Annotated in this window: 20 protein-coding genes; 12 read left to right on the top strand and 8 right to left on the bottom strand. The window is 61.5% G+C overall.

Features of this window, described 5'->3' with window-relative positions:
• Positions 1-144 precede the first annotated feature (144 nt).
• From DELCS14_RS29455 to DELCS14_RS07105, 8 genes are all read left to right on the top strand, one after another.
• The gene (locus DELCS14_RS29455; RefSeq protein WP_013801051.1) at positions 145-732 is read left to right on the top strand and encodes a GspH/FimT family pseudopilin; all 588 of its coding nucleotides are present in this window, start codon (positions 145-147) and stop codon (positions 730-732) included.
• Positions 726-1487 carry a type IV pilus modification protein PilV gene (gene pilV, locus DELCS14_RS29450; protein WP_013801050.1) on the top strand — a complete coding sequence of 254 codons (762 nt, stop codon included), beginning with the start codon at positions 726-728 and terminating at the stop codon, positions 1485-1487. Before DELCS14_RS29455 ends, pilV begins: the two co-directional genes overlap by 7 nt.
• Before the next feature lie 23 nt (positions 1488-1510).
• A complete protein-coding gene (locus DELCS14_RS29730) occupies positions 1511-2407 on the top strand; it encodes a PilW family protein (RefSeq protein WP_013801049.1) in 897 nt (298 codons plus the stop codon).
• Positions 2404-3171, top strand: a complete 768-nt coding sequence (locus DELCS14_RS29445; protein ID WP_013801048.1) for a PilX N-terminal domain-containing pilus assembly protein — start codon at positions 2404-2406, stop codon at positions 3169-3171. The genes DELCS14_RS29730 and DELCS14_RS29445 overlap by 4 nt, the downstream gene beginning before the upstream one ends.
• A 14-nt stretch (positions 3172-3185) precedes the next feature.
• The gene (locus DELCS14_RS29725; protein WP_013801047.1) at positions 3186-6686 is read left to right on the top strand and encodes a PilC/PilY family type IV pilus protein; all 3501 of its coding nucleotides are present in this window, start codon (positions 3186-3188) and stop codon (positions 6684-6686) included.
• Entirely contained in the window at positions 6686-7120 is a 435-nt protein-coding gene (locus DELCS14_RS07115; RefSeq protein ID WP_269784347.1) for a type IV pilin protein, read from the top strand. The genes DELCS14_RS29725 and DELCS14_RS07115 overlap by 1 nt, the downstream gene beginning before the upstream one ends.
• Before the next feature lie 65 nt (positions 7121-7185).
• On the top strand, positions 7186-8295 hold the full coding sequence (ribD, locus tag DELCS14_RS07110) for a bifunctional diaminohydroxyphosphoribosylaminopyrimidine deaminase/5-amino-6-(5-phosphoribosylamino)uracil reductase RibD (RefSeq protein WP_043795790.1): 1110 nt from the start codon (positions 7186-7188) through the stop codon (positions 8293-8295).
• An 83-nt stretch (positions 8296-8378) separates the two neighbouring features.
• A complete protein-coding gene (locus DELCS14_RS07105; protein WP_013801044.1) occupies positions 8379-10193 on the top strand; it encodes a phospholipase D family protein in 1815 nt (604 codons plus the stop codon).
• 13 nt (positions 10194-10206) lie between these two features.
• Here DELCS14_RS07105 and DELCS14_RS07100 read toward each other — a convergent pair whose 3' ends face one another.
• Entirely contained in the window at positions 10207-11196 is a 990-nt protein-coding gene (locus tag DELCS14_RS07100) for a tRNA-dihydrouridine synthase (RefSeq protein ID WP_013801043.1), read from the bottom strand.
• 226 nt (positions 11197-11422) lie between these two features.
• On the opposite strand from DELCS14_RS07100, the gene DELCS14_RS07095 reads away from it, so the two are divergent.
• Positions 11423-11965, top strand: coding sequence for a hypothetical protein (locus DELCS14_RS07095; RefSeq protein WP_013801042.1), 543 nt, complete (start codon positions 11423-11425; stop codon positions 11963-11965).
• Positions 11966-11993: 28 nt separating this feature from the next.
• Here DELCS14_RS07095 and DELCS14_RS07090 read toward each other — a convergent pair whose 3' ends face one another.
• The 6 genes from DELCS14_RS07090 to DELCS14_RS07065 all read right to left on the bottom strand — a co-directional run bounded on the left by DELCS14_RS07090 (position 11994) and on the right by DELCS14_RS07065 (position 19695).
• Positions 11994-13205, bottom strand: a complete 1212-nt coding sequence (locus DELCS14_RS07090; protein ID WP_013801041.1) for a class I SAM-dependent methyltransferase — start codon at positions 13203-13205, stop codon at positions 11994-11996.
• Positions 13206-13250: 45 nt separating this feature from the next.
• Positions 13251-13772, bottom strand: a complete 522-nt coding sequence (locus DELCS14_RS07085; protein WP_013801040.1) for a GNAT family N-acetyltransferase — start codon at positions 13770-13772, stop codon at positions 13251-13253.
• Between the two features lie 257 nt (positions 13773-14029).
• Complete coding sequence (locus tag DELCS14_RS07080; protein WP_083829062.1) at positions 14030-15526, bottom strand: coniferyl aldehyde dehydrogenase; 1497 nt, start codon at positions 15524-15526, stop codon at positions 14030-14032.
• Positions 15527-15656: 130 nt separating this feature from the next.
• Positions 15657-16010 (bottom strand): hypothetical protein, encoded by a 354-nt coding sequence (locus DELCS14_RS07075; RefSeq protein ID WP_012207005.1) that lies wholly within the window; start codon positions 16008-16010, stop codon positions 15657-15659.
• A gap of 30 nt (positions 16011-16040) precedes the next feature.
• Complete coding sequence (gene clpB / locus DELCS14_RS07070) at positions 16041-18653, bottom strand: ATP-dependent chaperone ClpB (RefSeq protein WP_012207006.1); 2613 nt, start codon at positions 18651-18653, stop codon at positions 16041-16043.
• A 133-nt stretch (positions 18654-18786) separates the two neighbouring features.
• On the bottom strand, positions 18787-19695 hold the full coding sequence (locus tag DELCS14_RS07065) for an AraC family transcriptional regulator (RefSeq protein WP_013801038.1): 909 nt from the start codon (positions 19693-19695) through the stop codon (positions 18787-18789).
• A 104-nt stretch (positions 19696-19799) separates the two neighbouring features.
• Here DELCS14_RS07065 and DELCS14_RS07060 point away from each other — a divergent pair, with 104 nt between their 5' ends.
• Positions 19800-20690, top strand: coding sequence for an EamA family transporter (locus tag DELCS14_RS07060; RefSeq protein WP_228676857.1), 891 nt, complete (start codon positions 19800-19802; stop codon positions 20688-20690).
• Positions 20691-20702: 12 nt separating this feature from the next.
• Here DELCS14_RS07060 and DELCS14_RS07055 read toward each other — a convergent pair whose 3' ends face one another.
• Positions 20703-21164, bottom strand: a complete 462-nt coding sequence (locus tag DELCS14_RS07055) for a molybdenum cofactor biosynthesis protein MoaE (protein WP_013801036.1) — start codon at positions 21162-21164, stop codon at positions 20703-20705.
• A gap of 95 nt (positions 21165-21259) precedes the next feature.
• On the opposite strand from DELCS14_RS07055, the gene DELCS14_RS07050 reads away from it, so the two are divergent.
• A complete protein-coding gene (locus DELCS14_RS07050; protein ID WP_012207010.1) occupies positions 21260-21514 on the top strand; it encodes a hypothetical protein in 255 nt (84 codons plus the stop codon).
• A gap of 8 nt (positions 21515-21522) precedes the next feature.
• Positions 21523-21867: a hypothetical protein gene (locus DELCS14_RS07045; protein ID WP_013801035.1), complete on the top strand. Its 345-nt coding sequence runs from the start codon at positions 21523-21525 to the stop codon at positions 21865-21867.
• Positions 21868-22071 lie beyond the last annotated feature (204 nt).

Here is a 22071-nt window from a genome sequence, read left to right as displayed (position 1 = left end):
ACCTTCCCCCTCTCGATCAGCAATCGGCAAGCGACTGCCTGACGAACTGAGCAGAGGTTTACACAGCGCACCACTCATCCCGCTGCCTGAGCCATCCATCCGGAATGAACTCCCAACGCGCATCCAGAAATCTAGGATGCGCCAATGTACGCTGCCCCTCCCACATCCAGCCTGTCCAGCCAACAACAAAGGCTGGTCGCACGTGGCTTCACCACAATCGAACTGATGGTTGTGATCGCCATCATCACCATACTGGCTGCGTTGGCAGCACCCAGCTTTCGGCCACTCATCGAACGATGGCGTGTACGCGCAGCAACCGAAGACCTTCAGTCCATCCTCTATTACGCGCGCTCAGAAGCCATCAAGCGCGGTGGAAAGATCGTCCTCAAAAAGATCGCCAGTGGCAATGGCTGCACTGCGGCCGACGCCAACACCCAGTGGGGTTGCGGCTGGACCGTCTTTATCGATGCCAACAACAACGCCACCCAGGACTCAGGTGAACTGACGCTTCAGACATCTTCTGCCCCTACCAAGCTGGAAATCAATCTCGCAAGCAGCAACGGATATATCACGGTGGACCGTTGGGGCCAGCTTGCAAGCGCCGGAAGCAGCAGTTTCAATTTCCGCCTCTTCCCCCAAGGCTCAAATGCCACCAACTCGGCCGCTGCAACCCTTTGCGTGGCAGCAGGGGGAATGATCCGCCGATTGAATACGGGGGATGGCACATGCTGAATCTCGAAAAATCCTTCTTTCAATCTCGCATTGTCGAAATCGGGCTACCTCCTTTGCTTTCCATGAAAATCCATCATGGCTTGCAGATCCGCCACGCAGCACCAGCACCAAGAACCACCATGAAAACAATACGTATGGCCAATATTCAATCTGGCATCAGCCTGATCGAATCTCTTGTCGCCATTGTCGTGATGTCATTGGGAATTCTTGGAATACTCGGCTTGCAACTGCGAAATCTCGCAGACACGCAAACCAGCCTCAACCGTGCCCAAGCCATTCGACTGATAGAAGATTTGAGCGAGAAAATTCAAGCCAACCCTAATGGCCTGGGCAATCTTGATGCTTACCAAAGTGATTGGAAAGATTCTCCAACAGGCAGCTGCAAACCAGAAGGATGCTCCCCCTCTGAAATGGGCGCCTATGATATTACCCAGTGGAAAGAAACCGTAAAATCGACCCTACCTAAAGGAGATGCAGCCATTTTCGTCAGTGCTGTGGATAGCGCCACAGAAAACCGGCGTCAACTAGGAGTCATGATTGGCTGGAAAGCCAATGAGAAAGAGCACAAGGCGTCAGACGGCAGTAATGATGACAAATACACGGAGCCATTCACTCCAGCAGATACAGGATCTGCCAAAGTCAGCTGCCCCACCGGCTTGATATGCCACATTCAATATATACAACCCAATCAGCGCTGCACACCATTTCTTTTGGGGAAAGCAAGCGGCACAACACCACTATATTGCCCCGGCTGAAGTTCACTCTTCGAGAGACAGCGATGACCAAAAATATAAATCATCCGACAATTAAATCCTTGAAAATTCAGGAAGGAGCAACCCTTCTCGAATTGATGATCGGGATCACCATCGGCCTTTTGACAGTCGCGGTAGGCATCGGTGCACTGATGATATCTCGTGGTGTTTCTGGAACCGTTAGTGACGCCAGCAACCTGCAGCAACAAGCCGCTTACGCATTTCGGGTCATGGGCCAGCAAATACGCCAAGCGGGCACCATTCAACTGGAATTGAACTTCGACTCTTTTGGCTCTTCAGAAGCACTCCGACCCATGACTCCGGTTGCATTTGATCCACCGGACCCGGCAGGAACGCGTCCAATGTTCGATAGGCGCACGAGTATGCTGACCGGCATAGATAGTCCAAGCAGCAGCGAATACGCCCTAAGCATCGGATATCAAAACTATGAAGAGATACTAACCCCGACTCCACCTGCCACAGCCAATGCAGAAGGCAATCAACTGCGCGACTGCCTGGGTGAAAATAGTGGATCTACAACCGCATACATCATAGAAAGCAAGTTCAGGCTATCAAGCAATGACGAACTGATTTGTACGGGGGTCAGCGGCACACCCAAACCGATCATACGCAACGTCAAGGACATGAAAATCAAGTATTTGACACAGGATCCGGATAGCACAAAGACAGGTTTACCTAAAACCAAATATGCCAGTGCAAGCACAGCATCCTCTTCGCTAAATGGATGGCGTGATGTGTATGCCATCGAAGTTTGTCTGGAACTGGAGGGATCCGAATCAATAGATACAGCGGGAGCCAGTTATAAAAAATGCGATGGCTCATCTGTAAAGCGTGGCAACCGCTTGCGCATGGTATTCAGGAATACCTTTCAAATCCGTAGCCAAGGCCAAGCGCTATCATGAAAAATCCAAGCATTTACAAGACAGTATACCATTTGGCTCGTCGACAGAAACAGCGCGGAATATCACTTTACGTGATTATCATTTTGGTTCTACTCTCAATGCTTTTGGCATTATGGGCATCAAGAACGGCGCTGCTCAACGAAATGATTGTAGGCAATGATGCAGACTATCGCCGCGCCTTCGAAGCCGCACAGGCCATGCTGCAAGATGCTGAAATGGATATACGCGGAGTCAACACCAACGGAAGTTACTGCACGCCGGATGCAGATAAAGGCGATGTGTGTCGAAGATTGACTACCATCTATTTCGACATTGAGACAAAGGATCTACCCAATCTCATCAACACGTTGGGCACTTACGACTCTAAGTGCTATAAAGGAATTTGTCAGAAATTCGCAGACCCACAGGATTTTTGGCACGACCCCACGCGCCTTGCAGAAATGACTGCAGAAAACGTAGGTGCACGATACGGACAGTTCACCGGAGCGAAAACGGGAACCGGTGGAAACCCCATACTCAACGTAACTGCCACACCAAGCGCTCTGAAGGATCGTCGTGGCGCATGGTACTGGGTAGAGGTTCTGCCTTACGTGGATCCTAATATTTCACTTCTCAAAGGCGTTCCACCAGGAGCCAATGTGGAAATTTTTGCACCTTCCCGAAAAAAAAGATGGGTATATCGCATCACGGCACTCGCCCGGGGACTCAAGCCCGGTACTGAGGTGGTCCTCCAATCCACCCTGTCTTTGAGCCTAGCCGAATAAATACGGAGAAAATCATGAAAAAGCCTTCATTTCAGCAACGCACACTGGCCTGCGCCGTATTCTCCGCATTCGCAGGTACACAGGCAATTTCGGCAGAAATACCTTTTGCCCAGTATCCCGCTGGTTCCGCACACAAGATGCCGATTCCCAATGTAGTCTTGTCCGTCGATGACTCGGGCAGCATGGCCTGGAATGATGACGGAGGCTCGGCAAGCAGTAGCAAGCCAGCCCGTATCACTTCGCTAAAAAGTGGCCTGAAGAATGTACTGGTCAAGACCAGCAAATATGACAATCAGTTTAGGCTGGCATGGCAGTCGATGTGGCGGTGTAACAATATCCCCAGCGACCAGTCAGGTTGCGACGGCAACAACGCCATGGCAAACTTTTCAGGAGCCCACAAGGACAATTTCTCCGCCTGGGTGGACTCTATCAGTGCAAAGGACGGAACTCCTTCTCATACGATGATGTGGAATGCAGGCCAGTATATGAAAACCACGGGCGCAGATAGCCCCTGGAATGCCACTCCCGGCATTGCTGACACCAAGCCCATCTCTTGCCGCAGGGCATATCACGTTTTCATGACAGACGGTGGCTGGAATACCTATCTACCATCAACCAACTTCAATTCTTTTGATTTCCAGACCAAGATGGTCAGCTCCCATGCAGAAGCCATAGGCAATTCCGATGGAACGACGAAATCACTCCCCACTCCAGAAGCGCCAAAATACGGCCCCACTTTGACTTACGACATCACGAGTGATCAGACAAAAATATATCGCGATAATTACGGCTCCGGCACAAAAAAACAGAGAGTCAACAAGATAGATTATTACTTCGCATATCCTACGCTTGCCGATATGGCATTTCACTATTGGTCCACAGACTTGCAGCCCAACATCAAGAATGAGATACCTTTTGAACCCAAAAAATCGACCGATGAAACCTTCAAATCTGGGAACAGCTCTGTAACCATAAAGCCAGAGTGGAATCCTAAAAATGACCCTGCAACCTGGCAACACTTAGTCACCCACACCATTGGCTACGGAGCACGCGCAAGCAATTGGGATGACACGAACAAAAACCCCATTTTCACCAATGGAATGTACGGAGATGGTTTCACGGATGCAATACTAGGCATCAAGAAGTGGACCGATGCAACCGACGACGATTATGACGGTAGCTATACCAGTGGAACACGCAAAGGCCAGGCCATCACCGACTATGTGCGTCCAGAAGAGCTATGGCATATGGCGATCAACAGCAGAGGGAAGTTCTTCCCTGTGCAAACTGGCGCCGATCTGGAAAAAGCATTTGATGAGATTTTCAGCTCCATCGTTGCCGACAATACAAGCCCACTGACAGGATTTACCAGCGCATCCAATTCCATCAGCCGCAACAACACCGAGTCTTTCCAATCGGGGTATGTCGCCGCAGAAGACCTTAATTCCAACAAGAATCGTTGGAGTGGCTTTGTTGCATCCGAGAAAATAATCTCCGTCGTTGATCCACAGGATTCACAGAATATCAGCTGGAAGACAACACCCAATCCAGCCTGGGGCCTCAATCCAAATAAGACAGCCCCCAATAATCACATGACAACAGCGGATAAGCTGGATGCCTTATCTGCTACAGACATCACATCCAGGCTTATCCTGTCACACAATGGAAGCACGGGAATATCCTTTGAATGGGGAACCACCACGCAGCTGAGCACCGCACAGCAGGCACTCTTGAACTTGACGCCCAGCGACGGCCGCGGCAAGGACAGAGTCAACTATATCCGCGGGGATCGCAGCAAGGAGGAAAATCAAACTGGAGGAGTATTTCGTCAAAGAAAATCCCGCCAGGCCGATATTGTCAACTCCAGCATCTGGTATGCTGGACCTCCGTCACTCACATATAATATTGCCAGCTACACCCGCTATATAGCTACCCACAGTAAACGCATCCCAATGCTTTATGTAGGAGGAAATGACGGCATGCTTCATGGATTCTCTGCCATTGATGGCTCTGAGAAAATAGCATACGTTCCCCAGGGAGTCATTAAAAATCTTCCAGATTTCTCCAACACCGGCTACACACATAAATATTATGTAGATGGCTCACCTTTCACAGGTGACCTCAATCTGGGAACCAAGGAGTCCCCAAACTGGGCCACCTATCTGGTAGGAACATTGGGCGCTGGCGGCAAAGGTTATTTTGTGCTCAATACCACAAAGCCCGGCACCACAGATGGCGTGATTGCCACCGACTTCAGCAAGGCCAATGCGAGCAGCCTGGTCATCATGGACAAGACTGATGGCTCAGATGCGGATATTGGCCACATCTTTGGTGCCCCTGTCGTTGAAGAGGCAAATCCACAAAGAGCCTTGCAAATAACACAAACCAATGATGGCCGCTGGGCGGCAATCATGGGTAACGGTTACAACAGCACGAACGAGAGGCCTGTTCTACTCATTCAATATCTGGATGGAAACAGGGAGCTCAAGAAAATTTCAGCAGTACCCGTGACAACACCCAAAAACGCAGAGGCTGATCAAAATGGGCTGTCAACCCCACAGTTTCTCGACATCAACAGCGATGGTGTTCCAGATATTGTCTATGCAGGAGATTTGCGCGGTAATCTCTGGAAATTTGACATCTCCAGCAACAATGCCTCCAACTGGAATGTTGCATTTGACGGAAGCCCATTATTCACTGCCACCTATTCCACGGGAGTAACTGGCAGCGCCACAAGCCGCCAGCCCATCACGACACCTCCTGTATTGAGGCCCAACAGACAGGTCGGCGGCCTCATGGTGGCTTTCGGAACAGGACGCAGCCTGACTGAGGGAGATCGTACAGACACAGACTCCAAACAGACTGTTTATTCCATTATTGACAATACGCGCTATACGATCAGCAAGGATGCCACAAGCAAAGGCAAGGTTGTTTTGGAAACATCAGATCCGAGACCTGCCACAGTTTCACGGACTCAATTGATGAGCCAGGCGATTGAGGGCGCCAAGAAGCCTGGGGAACTCGCAAGCTCTAACCGTGATTTCTGGGCCGTGAGCAACAACAGCGCCATCTATGACTGCCAAGGAAAATCAAATTGCACCGCAGTCAAAGGGTGGTATTTTGATCTTCCGGAAGCTGGCGAGCGTGTACTCAATGCCATTGAATTCTATGACGGCAGCAACGTTCTGGAAATCATGAGTGAAGTCCCTGCGTCTGGAGGCGCCACGACAGGTACGGAAGAAAGCTGTGAACCAACGCCTAAATCCGCAAAGCCATTTCGCACTTTGTTGACTATCGAACAGGGATCAAAACCTAGAACGCAGATTCTTGATCTGACTGGAGATGGCCTATACAACGGCGAGGACAAATCAGTGAACAGGATGACCTCGGACCCCAAGGAACTTCGATTCAGCAACAAATCTCTTCAGGTCAGGAAAGGCAATAGTGGGCGTGAAGATAAGCTATCAAAAATCCCGGAGTTGATGCTGCGCCCCAACTGGAGGCAATTGAACTGATGCATCTGGAGAATAAAATCATGATGAAAAGATCTGCTGGATTCACGCTGATTGAGTTGATGATCGTCGTCGCTGTGGTCGGCATACTTTCAGCCATCGCCATGCCAAGCTACAACGAATATATTCGGCGTGGGCATCGGGCGGAAGCGCGGGCCGGCCTTTTGCAAGCGGCGCAATGGCTTGAGCGGGCGGCAACTTCCAACGGAACCTATCCGCTCACCGCCAGTTTCCCTGCATCCTTGAAGACAGTTCCCTCCAATCGCTACGATATTTCACTGAACTCCACGGATGGAAGCACGTTCACCGTGACGGCAACGCCCAAGGGAGCCCAAGCCAACGACAAGTGCGGCAACTACACCTTGACGCAAAGCGGATTGCGCGGCGCCAACGGGGCCACGACAGGCACCATCGTCTCCGACTGCTGGGGCAGGTGAACACCGGGTAGATACCGACCTGCCAGGCGCTGATCGAGCCCAGGCTTGTTACCATCCCAGGCACCATGACAAACACCGTGCCACACATGCACCAAGCGCTTGGGCTCGCCGCCCAGGCGCTTTTTCTTTCCTCCCCCAATCCGCGCGTGGGCTGCGTGCTGGTGGCACCTTATGGCAGAGTCGTCGGCCAAGGGTTCACTCAGCAGGCTGGCGGCCCACATGCCGAAGTGATGGCACTGCGCGATGCCGTGGCCCGAGGCGAGGATGTGCGCGGAGCTACCGCCTATGTGACGCTGGAGCCTTGCTCGCACCAGGGCCGTACGGGTCCCTGCTGCGATGCCCTGATCGCCGCTGGCGTTGCCAAGGTGGTAGGCGCACTGACGGACCCCAATCCCCAGGTCGCCGGCCAAGGCTTCGCGCGCCTGCGCGCGGCAGGCGTGGATGTGGTGGTGGGGCCGGGTGCAGACGAGTCCCGGGAGCTGAACATTGGCTTCTTCAGCCGCATGCTGCGGGGCATACCGTGGGTGCGCATGAAGGCGGCCAGTTCCCTTGACGGGGCGACCGCGTTGCACAACGGCACCAGCCAATGGATCACATCCCCCGAGGCACGCGCCGATGGCCATGCGTGGCGTGCGAGGGCATGCACCATACTGACGGGCATAGGCACGGTGCTGGAAGATGATCCGCGCCTGAACGTGCGGGATGTGGCTACGCCGCGCCAGCCGCGCATCGCTGTTGTGGACAGCCGGCTGGACATGCCGCTCACAGCCCAGGTACTCCAGGCCCCGGCCGGCTGCCTGATCTACACCAGCAGCCGGGATGCATCGAAAACCAGTGCACTGCAGGACCTGGGCGCGACCGTCATTCCCATGCCCAACGCGCACGGCAAGGTGGACCTGTGCGCCATGCTGCGTGACCTGGCGGCGCGCGGCACGAACGAGCTGCATGTGGAAGCCGGCTTCAAGCTCAATGGCTCGCTGGTACGCGAGGGGCTGGTCGATGAGCTGCTGCTGTACCTGGCCCCCAAGCTGCTGGGCACGGGTGGCATGGGCATCGCCAGTTTCGGGCCGCTGGACGCGCTGTCCGAGGCCCTTGCATTGGCACTGCATGATGTGCAACGCATCGGGCAAGACCTGCGCGTTGTGGCCCGCGTTGTGGACCGCGCCAGCTTCTGACGCGAACAGCGGCTTCCTGGACCACCGGCTGGCGCAGCCGTCCGACACCCGATTGACCGATCCTTAGGCCAAATCTTCGAATCATGTCCGGCGCTCGCAACTTACAGCCCCTTCCATCCACCAGCCTGTTTCGAGGCCTGCGGACCACGCTTGTCCTGCTGGTGTCCGCCGTGGTCTGCGGCTGCGCAAGCAGCTTGCCCTCCCAGGTCGATCGCCCCGTCACTGCAGCCTTGGAAGCCCCGCAAAGCACGCCATTGGGGTCTTTGGTTCAGCAATTGCGGCCTGCCAGCGTCAAGCCTCAAACCTCCGCCTTCACCCTACTGTCCGGTGCCCAGGCCGCCTATGGCGCCCGGCTGGCACTGGTCGAGGGAGCGCAGCAGACGCTGGACCTGCAGTACTACGCCATACATGCCGACGAGAGCACGCAGCGCCTGCTGCGCGGCGTGGTCGAGGCGGCCCGGCGTGGCGTGCGCGTGCGCGTGCTGCTGGACGATTTCCACAGCACGGGCGCGAATGCGCAGGTCATGCGCCTGGCCTTTGTGCCGGGTATCGAGATGCGCATGTTCAACCCCCTGGCGGGCGCGCGCAGCTCGGCGCTGGGCCGTGCCTATACCTTGCTGACCGATTTCCAGCGGGCCCAGCAGCGCATGCACAACAAGCTGTTCATCGCCGACAACGCCATGGGCGTGATCGGAGGTCGCAATCTGGGCGATGCGTATTTCGATGCGGACAGCGCCAGCAATTTCGTGGACCTCGACGTGCTGGCGGCGGGGCCGGTGGTCAACGACCTGTCACGCAGCTTCGACAGCTATTGGAACAACCAGCGCGCCTATCCCGTCCAGTCGCTGATCAGCCTCAAGGAGCTCAAGCAGTTGCGCGAGCGCTTTGCGGACGATGATGACCAGGCGCAGGAGGAGGACCCCACACCTGCCGTTCCCCCAAAGGAGACAAAGTCAGATGACCAGACGGCCGAGCAGCGCCGGATCATCTGGGACCAGCAGCCCATGGATCTGCGAAAGGCTCGCTGGACATGGGCATCGGCCGCCGTGCTGGTGGATGAGCCCGCCAAGATTCCGTTGGACAGGGATGACGGCCCAGGCTCCATCACAAGCGCTGGCACGGATGCGGCCGCACAGGCCAGCCCCGCTCCGCACAGCCCGCAGGCCAGGCCTGCCGGCACGCTGCCCATGGGCCAGCCGGCTGGCGCCCTGCGCCAGGCGGCGCGTCCGGTGCTGGAGGCCGATTCGGTGGTCGATGGCCTGCTGGCCCTGGTGCGCAAGACCCGGCGCGATCTGCTGGTGGTCTCGCCCTACTTCGTGCCGGGCCCGGACATGATGGAGGCGTTTCGTGGCGCACGGCAACGCGGAGTGCGCGTTCGGATTCTGACCAATTCGCTGGCCTCCAACGATGCACCTTTGGCCCATGCCGGCTACGCGCGCCACCGCAAGGCGCTGCTGGAGATGGGCGTTGAACTGTACGAGATGCGCAGCACGGCGGCCAGCGTCCGCTCTGCATTCGGCTCGGGCAGCACGGGTGGCGGCGGTCCTTCGGGTTCCACAGGCGCATCGCGTGCAATGCTGCACTCCAAGCTGCTGGTGGTGGACGGGCATCTGGTGGCAGTCGGCTCGATGAACCTGGATCTGCGCTCGCAGTTGCAGAACACCGAGATTGCCCTGCTCATCGCCAGCCGCGAGTTCGGCCGCCTGGCTACGCAAAGCATTGACGAGGGCCTGCAGGATGGCAGCTGGCGCGTCGAGCTCGACAAGGATGGCGAGCTGGTGTGGCGGGCCTCGGAAGACAGCGAGCGCGGTGACGAGCACAGCGAGCCCGATGCCAGCTGGGGCCTGCGCCTGATGCTCAAGCTCATTGGCCCGCTGGCGCCCGACCATCTGCTGTGACCGGCTGATCGCGCTAGAGCCCGGCCCACTCCTGACGCCGCGCCAGCGCTTGCACCCACAGCGTGATCTCGCGCTGGTCAGTCTGCATGCGCACTTCCTGATAAGCCTGCTCGGCTTCGGGAAAGCGGCGGCGCAGCAGGTTCAGCCATTGCTTGAGGCGGCCTGCGCGCTGGCGCGGCTCCAGGTCCTCGCAGACCATGTCCCAGAAACGCTGGACCTGCGGCACCAGGTCGCTCCAGACCACCTGTGCCGCAAGCTGTTCCGCCGGTGCCTGCCCGCCTTCCACGGCAGCGCGAATGGCCAGCGCCAGGCCTGGGTCGGCAACGATTCCCCGGCCCAGCATCAGATCGCCGCAGCCCGATTGCTCACGGCAGCGCAGCGCATCCTCCACCGTCCAGATCTCGCCATTGGCCACCACGGGCACGGTCACGGACTCGCGGATGCGCGGGATCATGTCCCAATAGGCAGGCGGACGGTAGCCGTCGAGCTTGGTGCGGGCGTGTACGACGATTTCGCAGGCGCCACCGGCCTGCATGGCCTGGGCGCATTCGGTCATCAGGGTCGTGTCGTTGAAACCCAGGCGCATCTTGGCCGACACAGGCATGGCCGCCGGAACGGCTGCACGCACGGCCCCCACCACACGCGCGATCTGCTCCGGGTCCTGCAGCAGCGCAGCACCGCCGCCATGGCGGTTGACCACCTTGGCGGGGCAGCCGAAGTTCAGGTCGATGCCTTCCGGACCCAGGCGCGCCAGATTGGCCGCATTGGCCGCCATGCTGTCCGGGTCCGAGCCCAGCAGCTGCGCACGCACAGGGACACCTGCCAGCGTCCGGCTGCCGTTGTTGAGCTCCGGCATGGTGCGCAGGAACACCTTGTCGGGCAGCACGGTCCCCGTGACGCGGATGAACTCCGAGACACAGCGGTCTGCGCCGCCCACGCGCGTGAGCACATCGCGCAGCACGAAATCAAGCAAGCCCTCCATGGGCGCCAGCAACAGTCTCATCACCTATGTCGCGAGGCCTGCGCCCCGTCTTCCTGTTACAGATCAAACAATATTTCTGCGATCGGCATCGGCCGCCAGCACCTGGAAATCAGCGCCCGCCCATGCGATGGCAGGCGATTGTGCGCTTGCCGCAGAACACCGGGGCGGAGCAGTTGTCATGGCTTCTTCACGCCACGGTCATTCATGTAACGTGCAATCGGGGCTTGTCGGACTCCCTGCCCCCACCATGCTGCTGCAAAAAACCGCCAAGGCCCTTGAAGAGCTGCAGCCCGGCCGCCGCAGCCTGCCGCTGCGCGAGCGCTCGGTGCTGCTGATGGCCGATGGCCGCACCGAGGAGCAGTTGCAGCAGGTCCTGGGCGCACAGGCCGGCGAACTGATCGAGCAACTGATCGCCAGCGGCCACCTGCAGCGCCTGGCTGGCCAAGCCGCCGAATCATCACCCCCGGCTCGTGCTCAGGCCCCCTCCATGGCACCGGCCGCTGCGAAGGAATCCAGCCCGCCCGGCCCCGCTGCCACGCTGAATCTTGCCGGCACACGCATGTACCTGTTCGATATGTGCGAGCGCATGTTTGCCAACCGCCATGAGGACAAGGCCCAGGTGCTGCGCCATCTGCTGCGCGAGGCGCGCGATCTTGAGGCACTGCAGGCCGCCGCCCTGCAGCTGCTGCAGACAGTGCAGGAACATGCGGGCGACGAGCGCGCCGATGCCCTGCGCGAGCGCCTGCGGCATCTGCTGCCCCAGGAGGCAGCGACGGCACAGGGCGCCTAGACGAAACGAAGGGTGGACGCGCGCGCGATCAGCGCGGCGCCAGGCGCCACAGCGAGGTGAGCTCGGCGGCGCGTGCCGCGTGCAGCGGATCGGTGGAGTCCGCAGCCTTTCCATGGCGCGGGCGGATGTCCTCGCGGCCCAGGACCTGCAGGCCTGCGGCATCGATCCAGCCCAGCAGTTCCTCGCGCGAGCGCAACTGCAGGTGCTCGGCCAGATCCGACAGGATCAGCCAACCTTCGCCGCCCGGCAGCAGATGTGCAGCAAGGCCCTCGACAAAACCGCGCAGCATGCGGCTGCCTTCGTCATAGACGGCCTGCTCCAGCAAGGAGCTGGCCTTGCCCGGCAGCCACGGCGGATTGCAGACCACCAAGGCGGCCCGGCCTTCAGGGAACAGGTCCGCCTTGCGCAGGCTCACGCGCTGCGCCAGACCCAGCCGCTGCAGGTTGTCCTGCGCGCAGGTCAGTGCCCGGTCGCTCAGGTCGGTGGCCACCACCTGCCGCACGCCACGGTGCAGCAAGAGAGCGGAAAGCACACCCGTGCCCGTGCCGATATCCCAGACGGCGGCATCAGCCTGCTGGGCTGCGGCCGGCAGGGGAGCCTGCGCCACCAGATCCAGGTACTCGCCGCGCACCGGGGAGAACACGCCGTAGTGCGGGTGAATGCTGAACTCCGGCATGCCCGGCACGGCCAGGGCCACGCCCTTCTTGCGCCACTCATGTGCGCCCAGGGCACCCAGCAGTTCACGCAGGGGAACGATCACGCTTTGAGCGCCCTGGTCGGCGGGAATCTCGCCCCAGGCTTCGCGACAGGCTTCGCTCCAGTCCGGTGCGCGGCGCAGGGCACAGTGCCAGCGGGTATCGAGCTCGATCATCACGCTGGACAGGATGCGCGCACGCTGCGCCAGTGCCTGGCGGTGCAGGTGGAAGGCGTGGGGAAAGACCGGCTTGGCGTCTTCCTTGCCGGCGCGGCGCTGGCGCGCCTTGGCGGAAGTCTCACGGGCGGGCTTGTCGAGGCGGCGGCCCAGGGCCGACAGCAACTGCCGGGCATTCTGGAAATCGCCGCGCCACAGCATGGCCTGGCCTTCGCAGGCCAGGCGGTAGGCGCTGTCGGCGGCCAGGCTGTCGTCAGCGATGACGATGCGGCGCGGTGCGGTCATGGTGCTGTCCGCGCGCCACAGGGCAACCTGGGTGGCCTCGTGCTCCTGCCACTGCAGCAGGGACCAGTTCTGGGAAGAGGACAAGGCCTGCTGCTCCGTGAGTGATGGGTGGATGGTTTGGCGAATCGATCAGTTCAGTGCGCGCTTGAGCCGCACTTCCTCGATCTTGAGAGCGCCAACCTGGGCCGTCTTGGCGGTGGACATTTCGCGCTTGAAGCCGGCGAGCTCATGGAAGCGCAGCGCACGTTCATTGCGCAGCGGCACCCACGAGGTGACATTGGTGCAGCCTTCTTCGAGCAGGCCGTCGCGTGCGGCGTCCCACAGGGCCACGCCCACACCCTGATTCCAGTGCGTGGGAGAGGCATAGATGGCCCAAATTTCACCGGTGGTCTGGCGCGACTTCTCATCGCGCGAGCGGTCGAAACCGACGAAGCCGACGATCTTGTCGCCGTCGATGGCGACCTGAACCTGGGGTTCGCAAAATTCGATGGCTTCGCGCCAATAGGCCTGGCGTTTTTCTACCGACGACATGCTCTTGAGCTGGTCATCGGGAACCAGACCGCGATAAGCCTCCATGGCGGAAGCAGTATGGATCTGGGCAATCGCTTTTGCATCGCGGAGAGTGGCTGGACGAACCTGGATACTAGACATGGAAAAACCGAAACGAAAACAGGTGAAAATAGAAGGGCGTGATTTTCACAGGAATCGCGCTTTTTGCGTGCGTTGCGGCTCTTAGCCATGCACGCAAGTACGGCTGTGCTCGTTTTCTTGCCCTCGGCATTGGGATGTGCTATGTGCTCTCCAAAAAAGAGCAGCTGGTGCACGCGACACAAGGCTTGGCAAGGAATCAGTTGACAATTTCTCACGATGCAGGCAAGCCCGGCAACGGCGAGAAATCACCCCCTCGCTCACAGCCAGCGGCGCATCAACTCCATGATGCGGTCGAACCTTGCGCCATAGGGCGGATACAGCATCGAAGCCCCCGACCAGCGCGACTGCACGAACACCGCCTTCTGATGGCTCAGCCGTGCAAAGCCCTGCTCCGAATGGTAGGCACCCCAGCCGCTGTCGCCCACGCCGCCGAAGGGCAGGTTCTCGTGGGCGAAGTGCAGCAGGGTGTCGTTGACCGTCACCCCGCCGCTGATGGTGCGTGACAGCACGGCATCACGCACTTTCTCATCGCGGCCGAACCAGTACAGCGCCAGCGGCCTGGGCCCCGCATTGATGGCCGAGACCACGTCATCCAGCCTGTCGTAGCTGATCACGGGCAGGATGGGGCCGAAGATCTCCTCCTGCATGAGCTGCATCTGGCTGGTGGCATTGAAGACCAGGGCCGGCGCCATCTGGCGCTCCACGGCATCGCCCCAGGCCATGTCGGCGCTCTCCTGGCCGGCTCCGCCGTCCTCCATCCATTCGACATGCGCCCCCATGCCCTGGGCCTGGCGCAGCATCTGCCGCAGGCGCGCCAGGTGGCGCTTGGTGAGGATGGCCGCATAGTCCGGATTGCCGGCAAAGCGCGGGAACAGCCGCCGTGCCGCGGTGCGGAAGGCCTCGGCAAACTCCGCCTCCTGCCCGCGCGGCAGCAGCACGTAGTCGGGGGCGATGCAGGTCTGGCCCGCATTGACGAGCTTGCCATGCGCGATCTTGAGCGCGGCCTCCTTCAGGTCGCAGTCGGTGGAGATGATGCAGGGCGACTTGCCACCGAGCTCCAGCGTCGTCGGCGTCAGGTGCGCCGCCGCCGCCTGCGCCACGCGCCGGCCCACGGCAGTCGAGCCGGTGAACAGCAGATGGTCGAAGTGCAGGCCCGAGAACTGCGTGGCAATGCTCACATCGCCTTCGATGACGGCGAATTCCTCGGGCGCGAAAAACTGCCCCACCAGCGCTGCCAACTGGGCCGAGGTGTGCGGCGTGAGTTCGCTGGGCTTGAGCATGACGCGGTTGCCCGCCGCCAGGGCCGTGATGGCCGGCCCCAGCGCCAGCTGCACCGGATAGTTCCACGGGGAAATCACCCCCACCACGCCCAGCGGCTGGCGCTCTATCCAGCCCCGGCCGGGTATGAGCATCAGCGGCGTTCGCACCCGCTGGCGCCCCGACCAGCGCGCCAGATGGCGCAGCGTGTGCTTGAGCAGGTTGCGCAGCACGAACAGCTCCACCATCTCGGTCAGCCGTGGCGAGCGCATGCCGAAGTCGGCCTGCACGGCGGCAGCCAGCACGGGGCCGTGTTCGTCCAGCAGCTTTTGCATGCGCAGCAGGCGTTCGCGGCGTACCAGCAGGGGCACGTCCACCTGCGCCCGGCTGGCCTGGTACTGAAGGTCGAAGACGCGGTGGAGATCCAGCTGGGTCATAGGCTCAATGGTAAGAAGACACTTGCATGCGCCGCATTCCAAGGATGCGTCGCGGCACATGTTGGCATGCAGCGGCAGGAAAAAAAAGGGAGCCTTGCACGGGCTCCCGAGGGTTTCAGACTATACGGGCCGCCACGCGCGGCCTGGGCACGAAGATGCGCAGGACGCGTAAAGGCTGCAGCAAGACGCTTCAGGGCTCGCGCACTTCACGGGGCTGAACGTCGGTCACCTCGCCCGCACCCGGCAGTACGCCGGCACCGGCGCGGCGGCCACCGCCCTCGGCTGCGCCATAGGCGCGCTGCGGACGCTGTGCCATCCACTCGGAGCCGGAGCGGTACACGGTCTGCCAGCCCGCCCGCGGGCTCATGCGCATGGCCCAGGGCATCACCGGCTGGCCGGTGAGCCTGGCCCACAGCGCTCTCACGGCCCAGACCAGGGCCAGCAGCGCCGCGGCGGTCAGCAGGCTGACAAAGAAGACCAGGCCCACAAGCATCAGCAGGATGCGAACGGCCCAGCGGGTCAGGGTGGCGACAAAATCGTTCAAAGCAAAGCCTTTCTTGGCTGGCCCGGTGCGTCAGGCGGGGTCTGCCGCATCGAACCGGAATACGCCCGGCTCCAGTACCGGGTCCACATGTACCGCAATCGTGCTCTTGGGCGGAAAGCGCCCTTCGAGCAGCAGTTTCGACAGCGGATTCTCGATCCGCTGCTGTATCGCGCGCTTGAGCGGCCGGGCCCCGAAAACGGGATCGAAGCCCACCTTGGCCAGTTCGGCCAGTGCCTGGTCGGACACCTGCAGCGCAAGGTCCATTTTCTCCAAACGACGCTCCAGCAGCTTGAGCTGAATCCTTGCGATCGACTCGATATTCTTCGCGTCGAGCGCGTGGAAGACCACGGTTTCGTCGATGCGGTTAAGGAATTCGGGTCGGAAATGGTTCTTGAGTTCCCCCCAGACCGCATCTTTCACATCATCGTAATCCTCGCCGACCATGGCCTGGATCAGCAAAGAGCCTATGTTGCTCGTCATCACGATGACCGTGTTCTTGAAGTCCACGGTGCGGCCCTGGCCATCGGTCAGGCGACCATCGTCCAGCACCTGCAGCAGCACGTTGAACACGTCGGGATGGGCCTTTTCGACCTCATCGAGCAGCAACACGCTGTAGGGCTTGCGGCGCACGGCCTCGGTCAGGTAACCGCCTTCCTCGTAGCCCACGTAGCCGGGCGGCGCGCCAATCAGGCGGGCCACGGAATGCTTTTCCATGAACTCGCTCATGTCGATGCGCACCAGATGGTCCTCGCTGTCGAACAGGAAGCCGGCCAGCGCCTTGCACAGCTCGGTCTTGCCCACGCCCGTGGGGCCCAGGAACAGGAAGGAGCCCGTGGGCCGGTTGGGGTCGGACAGACCCGAGCGCGAGCGGCGAATGGCATTGGCCACGGCCGAGATGGCCTCGTCCTGGCCGACGACGCGGTCATGCAGCCGGTCTTCCATGCGCAGCAGCTTGTCCTTCTCGCCCTGCATCATCTTGGCCACGGGAATGCCCGTGGCACGGCTGACCACTTCGGCAATTTCCTCGGCGCCGACATGGGTGCGCAGCAGCCTGTGGGCGGGGGCGCCGCCCTGCCCCTGCTCGTTGGCCTGGGCTTCGTTGAGTTGCTTTTCCAGCGAGGGCAGCTTGCCGTACTGCAGCTCGGCCACCTTGTTGAAGTCGCCCTTGCGCTTGAGCTCCTCGATCTGGATGCGGATCTGGTCGATCTCCTTGCGGATCTGCTCGGAGCCCTGGGCGCTGGCCTTCTCGCTCTTCCAGACCTCTTCCAGGTCGGCGTACTCGCGCTCCAGGCTGCCGAGTTCTTCCTCGATCAGCTGCAGGCGCTTTTGCGAGGCCTCGTCCTTTTCCTTCTTCATGGCCTCGCGCTCGATCTTGAGCTGGATCATGCGGCGCTCGAGCTTGTCCATGACCTCGGGCTTGGAGTCGATCTCGATCTTGATCTTGGCCGCGGCCTCGTCGATCAGATCGATGGCCTTGTCGGGCAGGAAGCGGTCGGTGATGTAGCGGTGGCTCAGCTCGGCCGCAGCCACGATGGCCGGGTCGGTGATATCCACGCCGTGGTGGGCCTCGTAGCGCACCTGCAGACCGCGCAGGATGGCGATGGTGTCCTCCACGGAAGGCTCTTCGACCAGCACCTTCTGGAAGCGCCGCTCCAGCGCCGCATCCTTTTCGATGTACTTGCGGTATTCATCGAGCGTGGTCGCGCCGATGCAGTGCAGCTCGCCGCGCGCCAGGGCCGGCTTGAGCATGTTGCCCGCGTCCATGGCGCCATCGGCCTTGCCGGCACCGACCATGGTGTGGATCTCGTCGATGAACAGGATGATGCGGCCCTCTTCCTGGGCCACTTCCTTGAGCACGGACTTCAGGCGTTCCTCGAAGTCGCCACGGTATTTGGCGCCGGCCAGCAGGCCCGCCATGTCCAGCGACAACACGCGCTTGTTCTTGAGGCTTTCGGGCACCTCGCCGGCCACGATGCGCTGGGCCAGGCCCTCGACAATGGCGGTCTTGCCCACGCCGGGCTCGCCGATGAGCACGGGGTTGTTCTTGCTGCGGCGCTGCAGCACCTGGATGGAGCGGCGGATTTCGTCGTCGCGGCCGATCACCGGATCGAGCTTGCCGATGCGCGCGCGCTCGGTCAGGTCCATGGTGTATTTCTTGAGGGCCTCGCGCTGGCCTTCGCCTTCGGCGCTGTCCATGGTCTGGCCGCCGCGCACGGCGTTGATGGCCGACTCCAGGCTGGAGCGCGTCACGCCGCTTTCCTTGAGCAGTTGGCCTGCGCGCGTGGAAGAGCCGCTGCTGTCGGTCAGCGCCAGCAGGAACAGCTCACTGGCAATGAACTGGTCGCCGCGCTTGAGGGCTTCCTTCTCGGTCGCCTGCAGCAGCCGGCCCAGCTCGGAGCCGACCTGCACCTGGTCCTGGTGCTGCACGCGCGGCAGATCGGCCAGGGCCTTCTCGGCTGCGGCCTGCAGCTGGCCCACGTTGGCGCCGGCGCGCTGCAAGAGCGAGCGCGGACCATCGTCCTGGCGCAGCAGCGCCACGAGCAGGTGCAGGGGTTCGATATTGGATTGGTCTCCGCCCAGGGCCAGCGTTTGCGCGTCGGCCAGGGCTTCCTGGAACTTGGTTGTCAGTTTGTCGATTCGCATGGTGTTTCTTTTCGCTCCTGAAACAGGGTCATTGCGATTTATCTGATACCGGCAGGGCAAATTTCAAGCCATGCCCGGCCTGCAAGGACAGACGCTTGCGCCAGATCAAGGCCGGCGAGGCCGGCCATCCTTCTCAAGCATTGCGCTGAAAGATCGAGAACTGCGTAGGCGTAACGCCCAAATGCGCCCGGAAGCTGCGCACCAGGTGGCTGGCGCTGGAAAAGCCGCAATCCAGCGCCAGCTCGGCCAACGGCGGCACGTTGCGCGCAGACAGGGCGCGCCGTGCCCGGGCCAGGCGCTGCTGCAGCACCCATTCGTGCACTGTGCAGCCCATGCTCTGGCGGAACATGCGTGCGAAATGGAATTCGGAGAGGCAGGCCTGTCTCGCCAGTGCCGGCAGCGACACGGCCTTGGAGTCATGCAGATGCGCCTCGACATGGGCCAGCACCCTGCGCCGCATGGCCGCAGAAAGCCCGCCCAGCGGCCGCTGCAGCGCCTGCAGCTGGCGCGGCGTGGCGGACTGCAGCACCAGCCGGTCCACCAGCTGCTGGCCAATGGCATCGGCCGCCAGTTGCTGCTGCGGGTCCTGCCAGTCCAGCTGCATCAGCGCACGGGCACCAGCGTGGAAGGCCTGATCATCCCCGTAGATCTGCGCACGCAAGGTGCGCGAGCGGGGCTCGGCATCCAGCATGCGGACCACGCGCCCCGCCCAGGCCAGGTCGGACACATACAGGTGCAGGAACTGCACGGGCGAGCGCACCAGCCAGTGCGATTCGTCCTCTGGCGTGAAGATGCAGATGCGCCCCGGCGCCCCCATGGCCTCGGGCCGCGCCTTGAGCTGCGAGCCCTCGCCCCCGGCCAGGTAGACCGACAGCGTGTGGTGACCGGGCTGGCAGTAGCGCACCTCGTCGTCCACATTGGCCCAGACGGCCAGCTCCACCCCTTCGCTCAGGCGCACGCGCCGCTGCAGCCGGGCCTTGGAGCGTGACAGCACCTGGCACAGGTGGCTGGAGGGCAGCTCGGGCAGCGGCGTGGGCGTCATGGCAGCGATTGTGGTCCCGCAGCCATACCGACGCATGGCGCCAGGCCATCAAACCGCAGGAATCTGCCATGCCCGCCCAGCCTGCGGCGCCATCATCACCGGCCATGACTGCCACCCTCTATGCCCTGGTCGTGCTGATCTGGGGTTCGACCTGGATCGCCCTGAAGCTGCAGCTGGGCGCCGTGCCCGTGGAGCTGTCCATTGCCTACCGCTTTGCGCTGGCCGCCGTGCTGATGTTCGCCTGGCTGGCCTGGTCGCGGCAGCTGCGCGTGCCCCGCGGCCCGGCGCTGCCGCGCGTGCTGGCGCAGGGCCTGTGCCTGTTCAGCTTCAACTTCGTGTGCTTCATGCATGCCAGCGAGACGCTGGCCAGCGGCCTGGCCGCCGTGGTGTTCTCCAGCGCCAATCTCTGGAACGCGCTGCTGGCGCGCATCATCCACGGCCGCAGGCTGGCTCCCCATGTGCTGGCCGGCAGCCTCTTTGGCCTTGCAGGCCTGGTGGCGCTGTTCTGGCCCGAGCTGCGCGCAGGCCGGCATGCCAGCCTGCCTGGCCTGGCCTGGGCGGTGCTGGGCACGCTGTGCTTTTCCTGCGGGAACATGCTGTCTGCGTCGCTGCAGTCCATGGGCTGGCGGCCCGCACAGACCAATGCCTGGGGCATGCTGGCCGGCACGCTGCTGCTGACCGGCTATGCGCTGGTGGCAGGCCTGCCCTGGCGCTTCGATGCCAGCTGCACCTATGTGGGCTCCTGGCTGTACCTGGCCATTCCAGGCTCGGTGATTGCGTTCACGGCCTACCTGACCCTGGTGGGCCGGCTGGGCCCAGAGAAGGCGGCCTATGCGACGGTGCTGTTCCCCATTGTTGCGCTCAGCATCTCGGCCCTGTTCGAGGGCTATGTCTGGACGCCGCTGGCCGTGGGCGGGCTGCTGCTGGTGATGCTCGGAAACCTGCTGGTGTTCCGCCCGCCGCAATGGTTGCGGGGTGCTGCGCTCAAGGCCTGAAGCCCCGCCGCTTCACTGGCGCCAGCGCGCCAGCGCCTCTTCGTCGCTGACGCGCGCATCCACCCAGCGCGCGCCCTCGGGCGTCTGTTCCTTCTTCCAGAAAGGCGCCAGCGACTTGAGGTAGTCCATGATGTATTCGCAGGCCTGGAAGGCCATGCCCCGGTGCGAGGCGGTGACGGCCACGAGCACGATCTGTTCCATGGGCTGCAGCGGACCGATGCGGTGGATGACGCGCGCGCCATGGATGCCGAAGCGCTGGACCGCCTCGTCGATGATGGCCTCGATCGATTTCTCGGTCATGCCCGGGTAGTGCTCCAGCTCCATGCTGGCCACGGCGGCGCCCTCGTTGCGGTCACGCACCGTGCCGATGAAGCTGCAGACCGCGCCCACGCGCGCGTCGCCGCCGCGCAGGGCGGCGAGTTCGGCCGATACGTCGAAATCCTCGGTCTGGATGGATACACGGGCTGCTTGCATGCCCGCATTGTCGCAGGCGGCGGCGCACCAGGGTGTGATGAACGCGGTAGCATTGCCCTCCCCCGCCGCCGGCCTTTTGCTGCAGCGGGCCATGCATGGCCACACTCACGATCACCACCCCCGAATACACGCTCTACCCGTCGCCGCGCAACGAGCAGCGCGTGGTCTACGAGCATCAGCTGTTCGTGTCCCATCCCTACACCATCATCCATCTGCCCGACTACAACTTTCGCGGCAAGGCCACGCTGTTCGCAGCCCACCGCCTGGCCGACGGCAAGATGGGCCAGCTCGTGAGCTGCGAGCTGGCCGAAGACCTTGCACGCTTCGAGCGCCTGTTTGAACCCGATTGAGGCGCGCCATGGACGAGACCAGCCAGATACAGCCGCCGCCGAGCTTTGCCGCCCTGTATGCCGACCGGCACGGCCGGCTCAAGGCATCGATTGCAGACGTGGTCGGGCGCTATGAATTGTGCGAGGACCTGGCCAGCCACCTGGTCGAGCAGGCGCAGACGCTCTATCACTCCGGCAACTCCTCGGAGCAAGGCGTGCTGCTGGGCATGCACGCGGGCCTGGCGGCCGAGGGCTCCATCGTCAGCCCTGGCGAGGCGCGCTGGATCGTGCAGCGCCTGGCCGAGCTGCTGGAGTGGCAGGCACCGCTGCTGCCCGATGCATCACCCCCTCCCGGCGCCGAAGGCGCAGCCTGACAGCCCTCCAGGCGCTCAGGCGCGCTACACTGCGCGCCATGCCTGCAATCTTTGCCTTCCCCACATGCCACGGTGATGCCGTGCGCCTGTGCCTGGGCAAAGCCTGCAAACCCCAGCTCGTCTGACCGGAGCTGAGGTTCCGTCCAGATGAGCGACGGAACCGGCCCGGCAGCCTCCATCTCCCCTTCCCGCATCCCTTCAGGC

Source organism: Delftia sp. Cs1-4 (genome assembly GCF_000214395.1).
Taxonomy (GTDB): Bacteria; Pseudomonadota; Gammaproteobacteria; order Burkholderiales; family Burkholderiaceae_C; genus Comamonas; species Comamonas acidovorans.
Note: the sequence above shows the minus strand (reverse complement) of the source record. Positions and strands in the feature narration are given on the sequence as shown.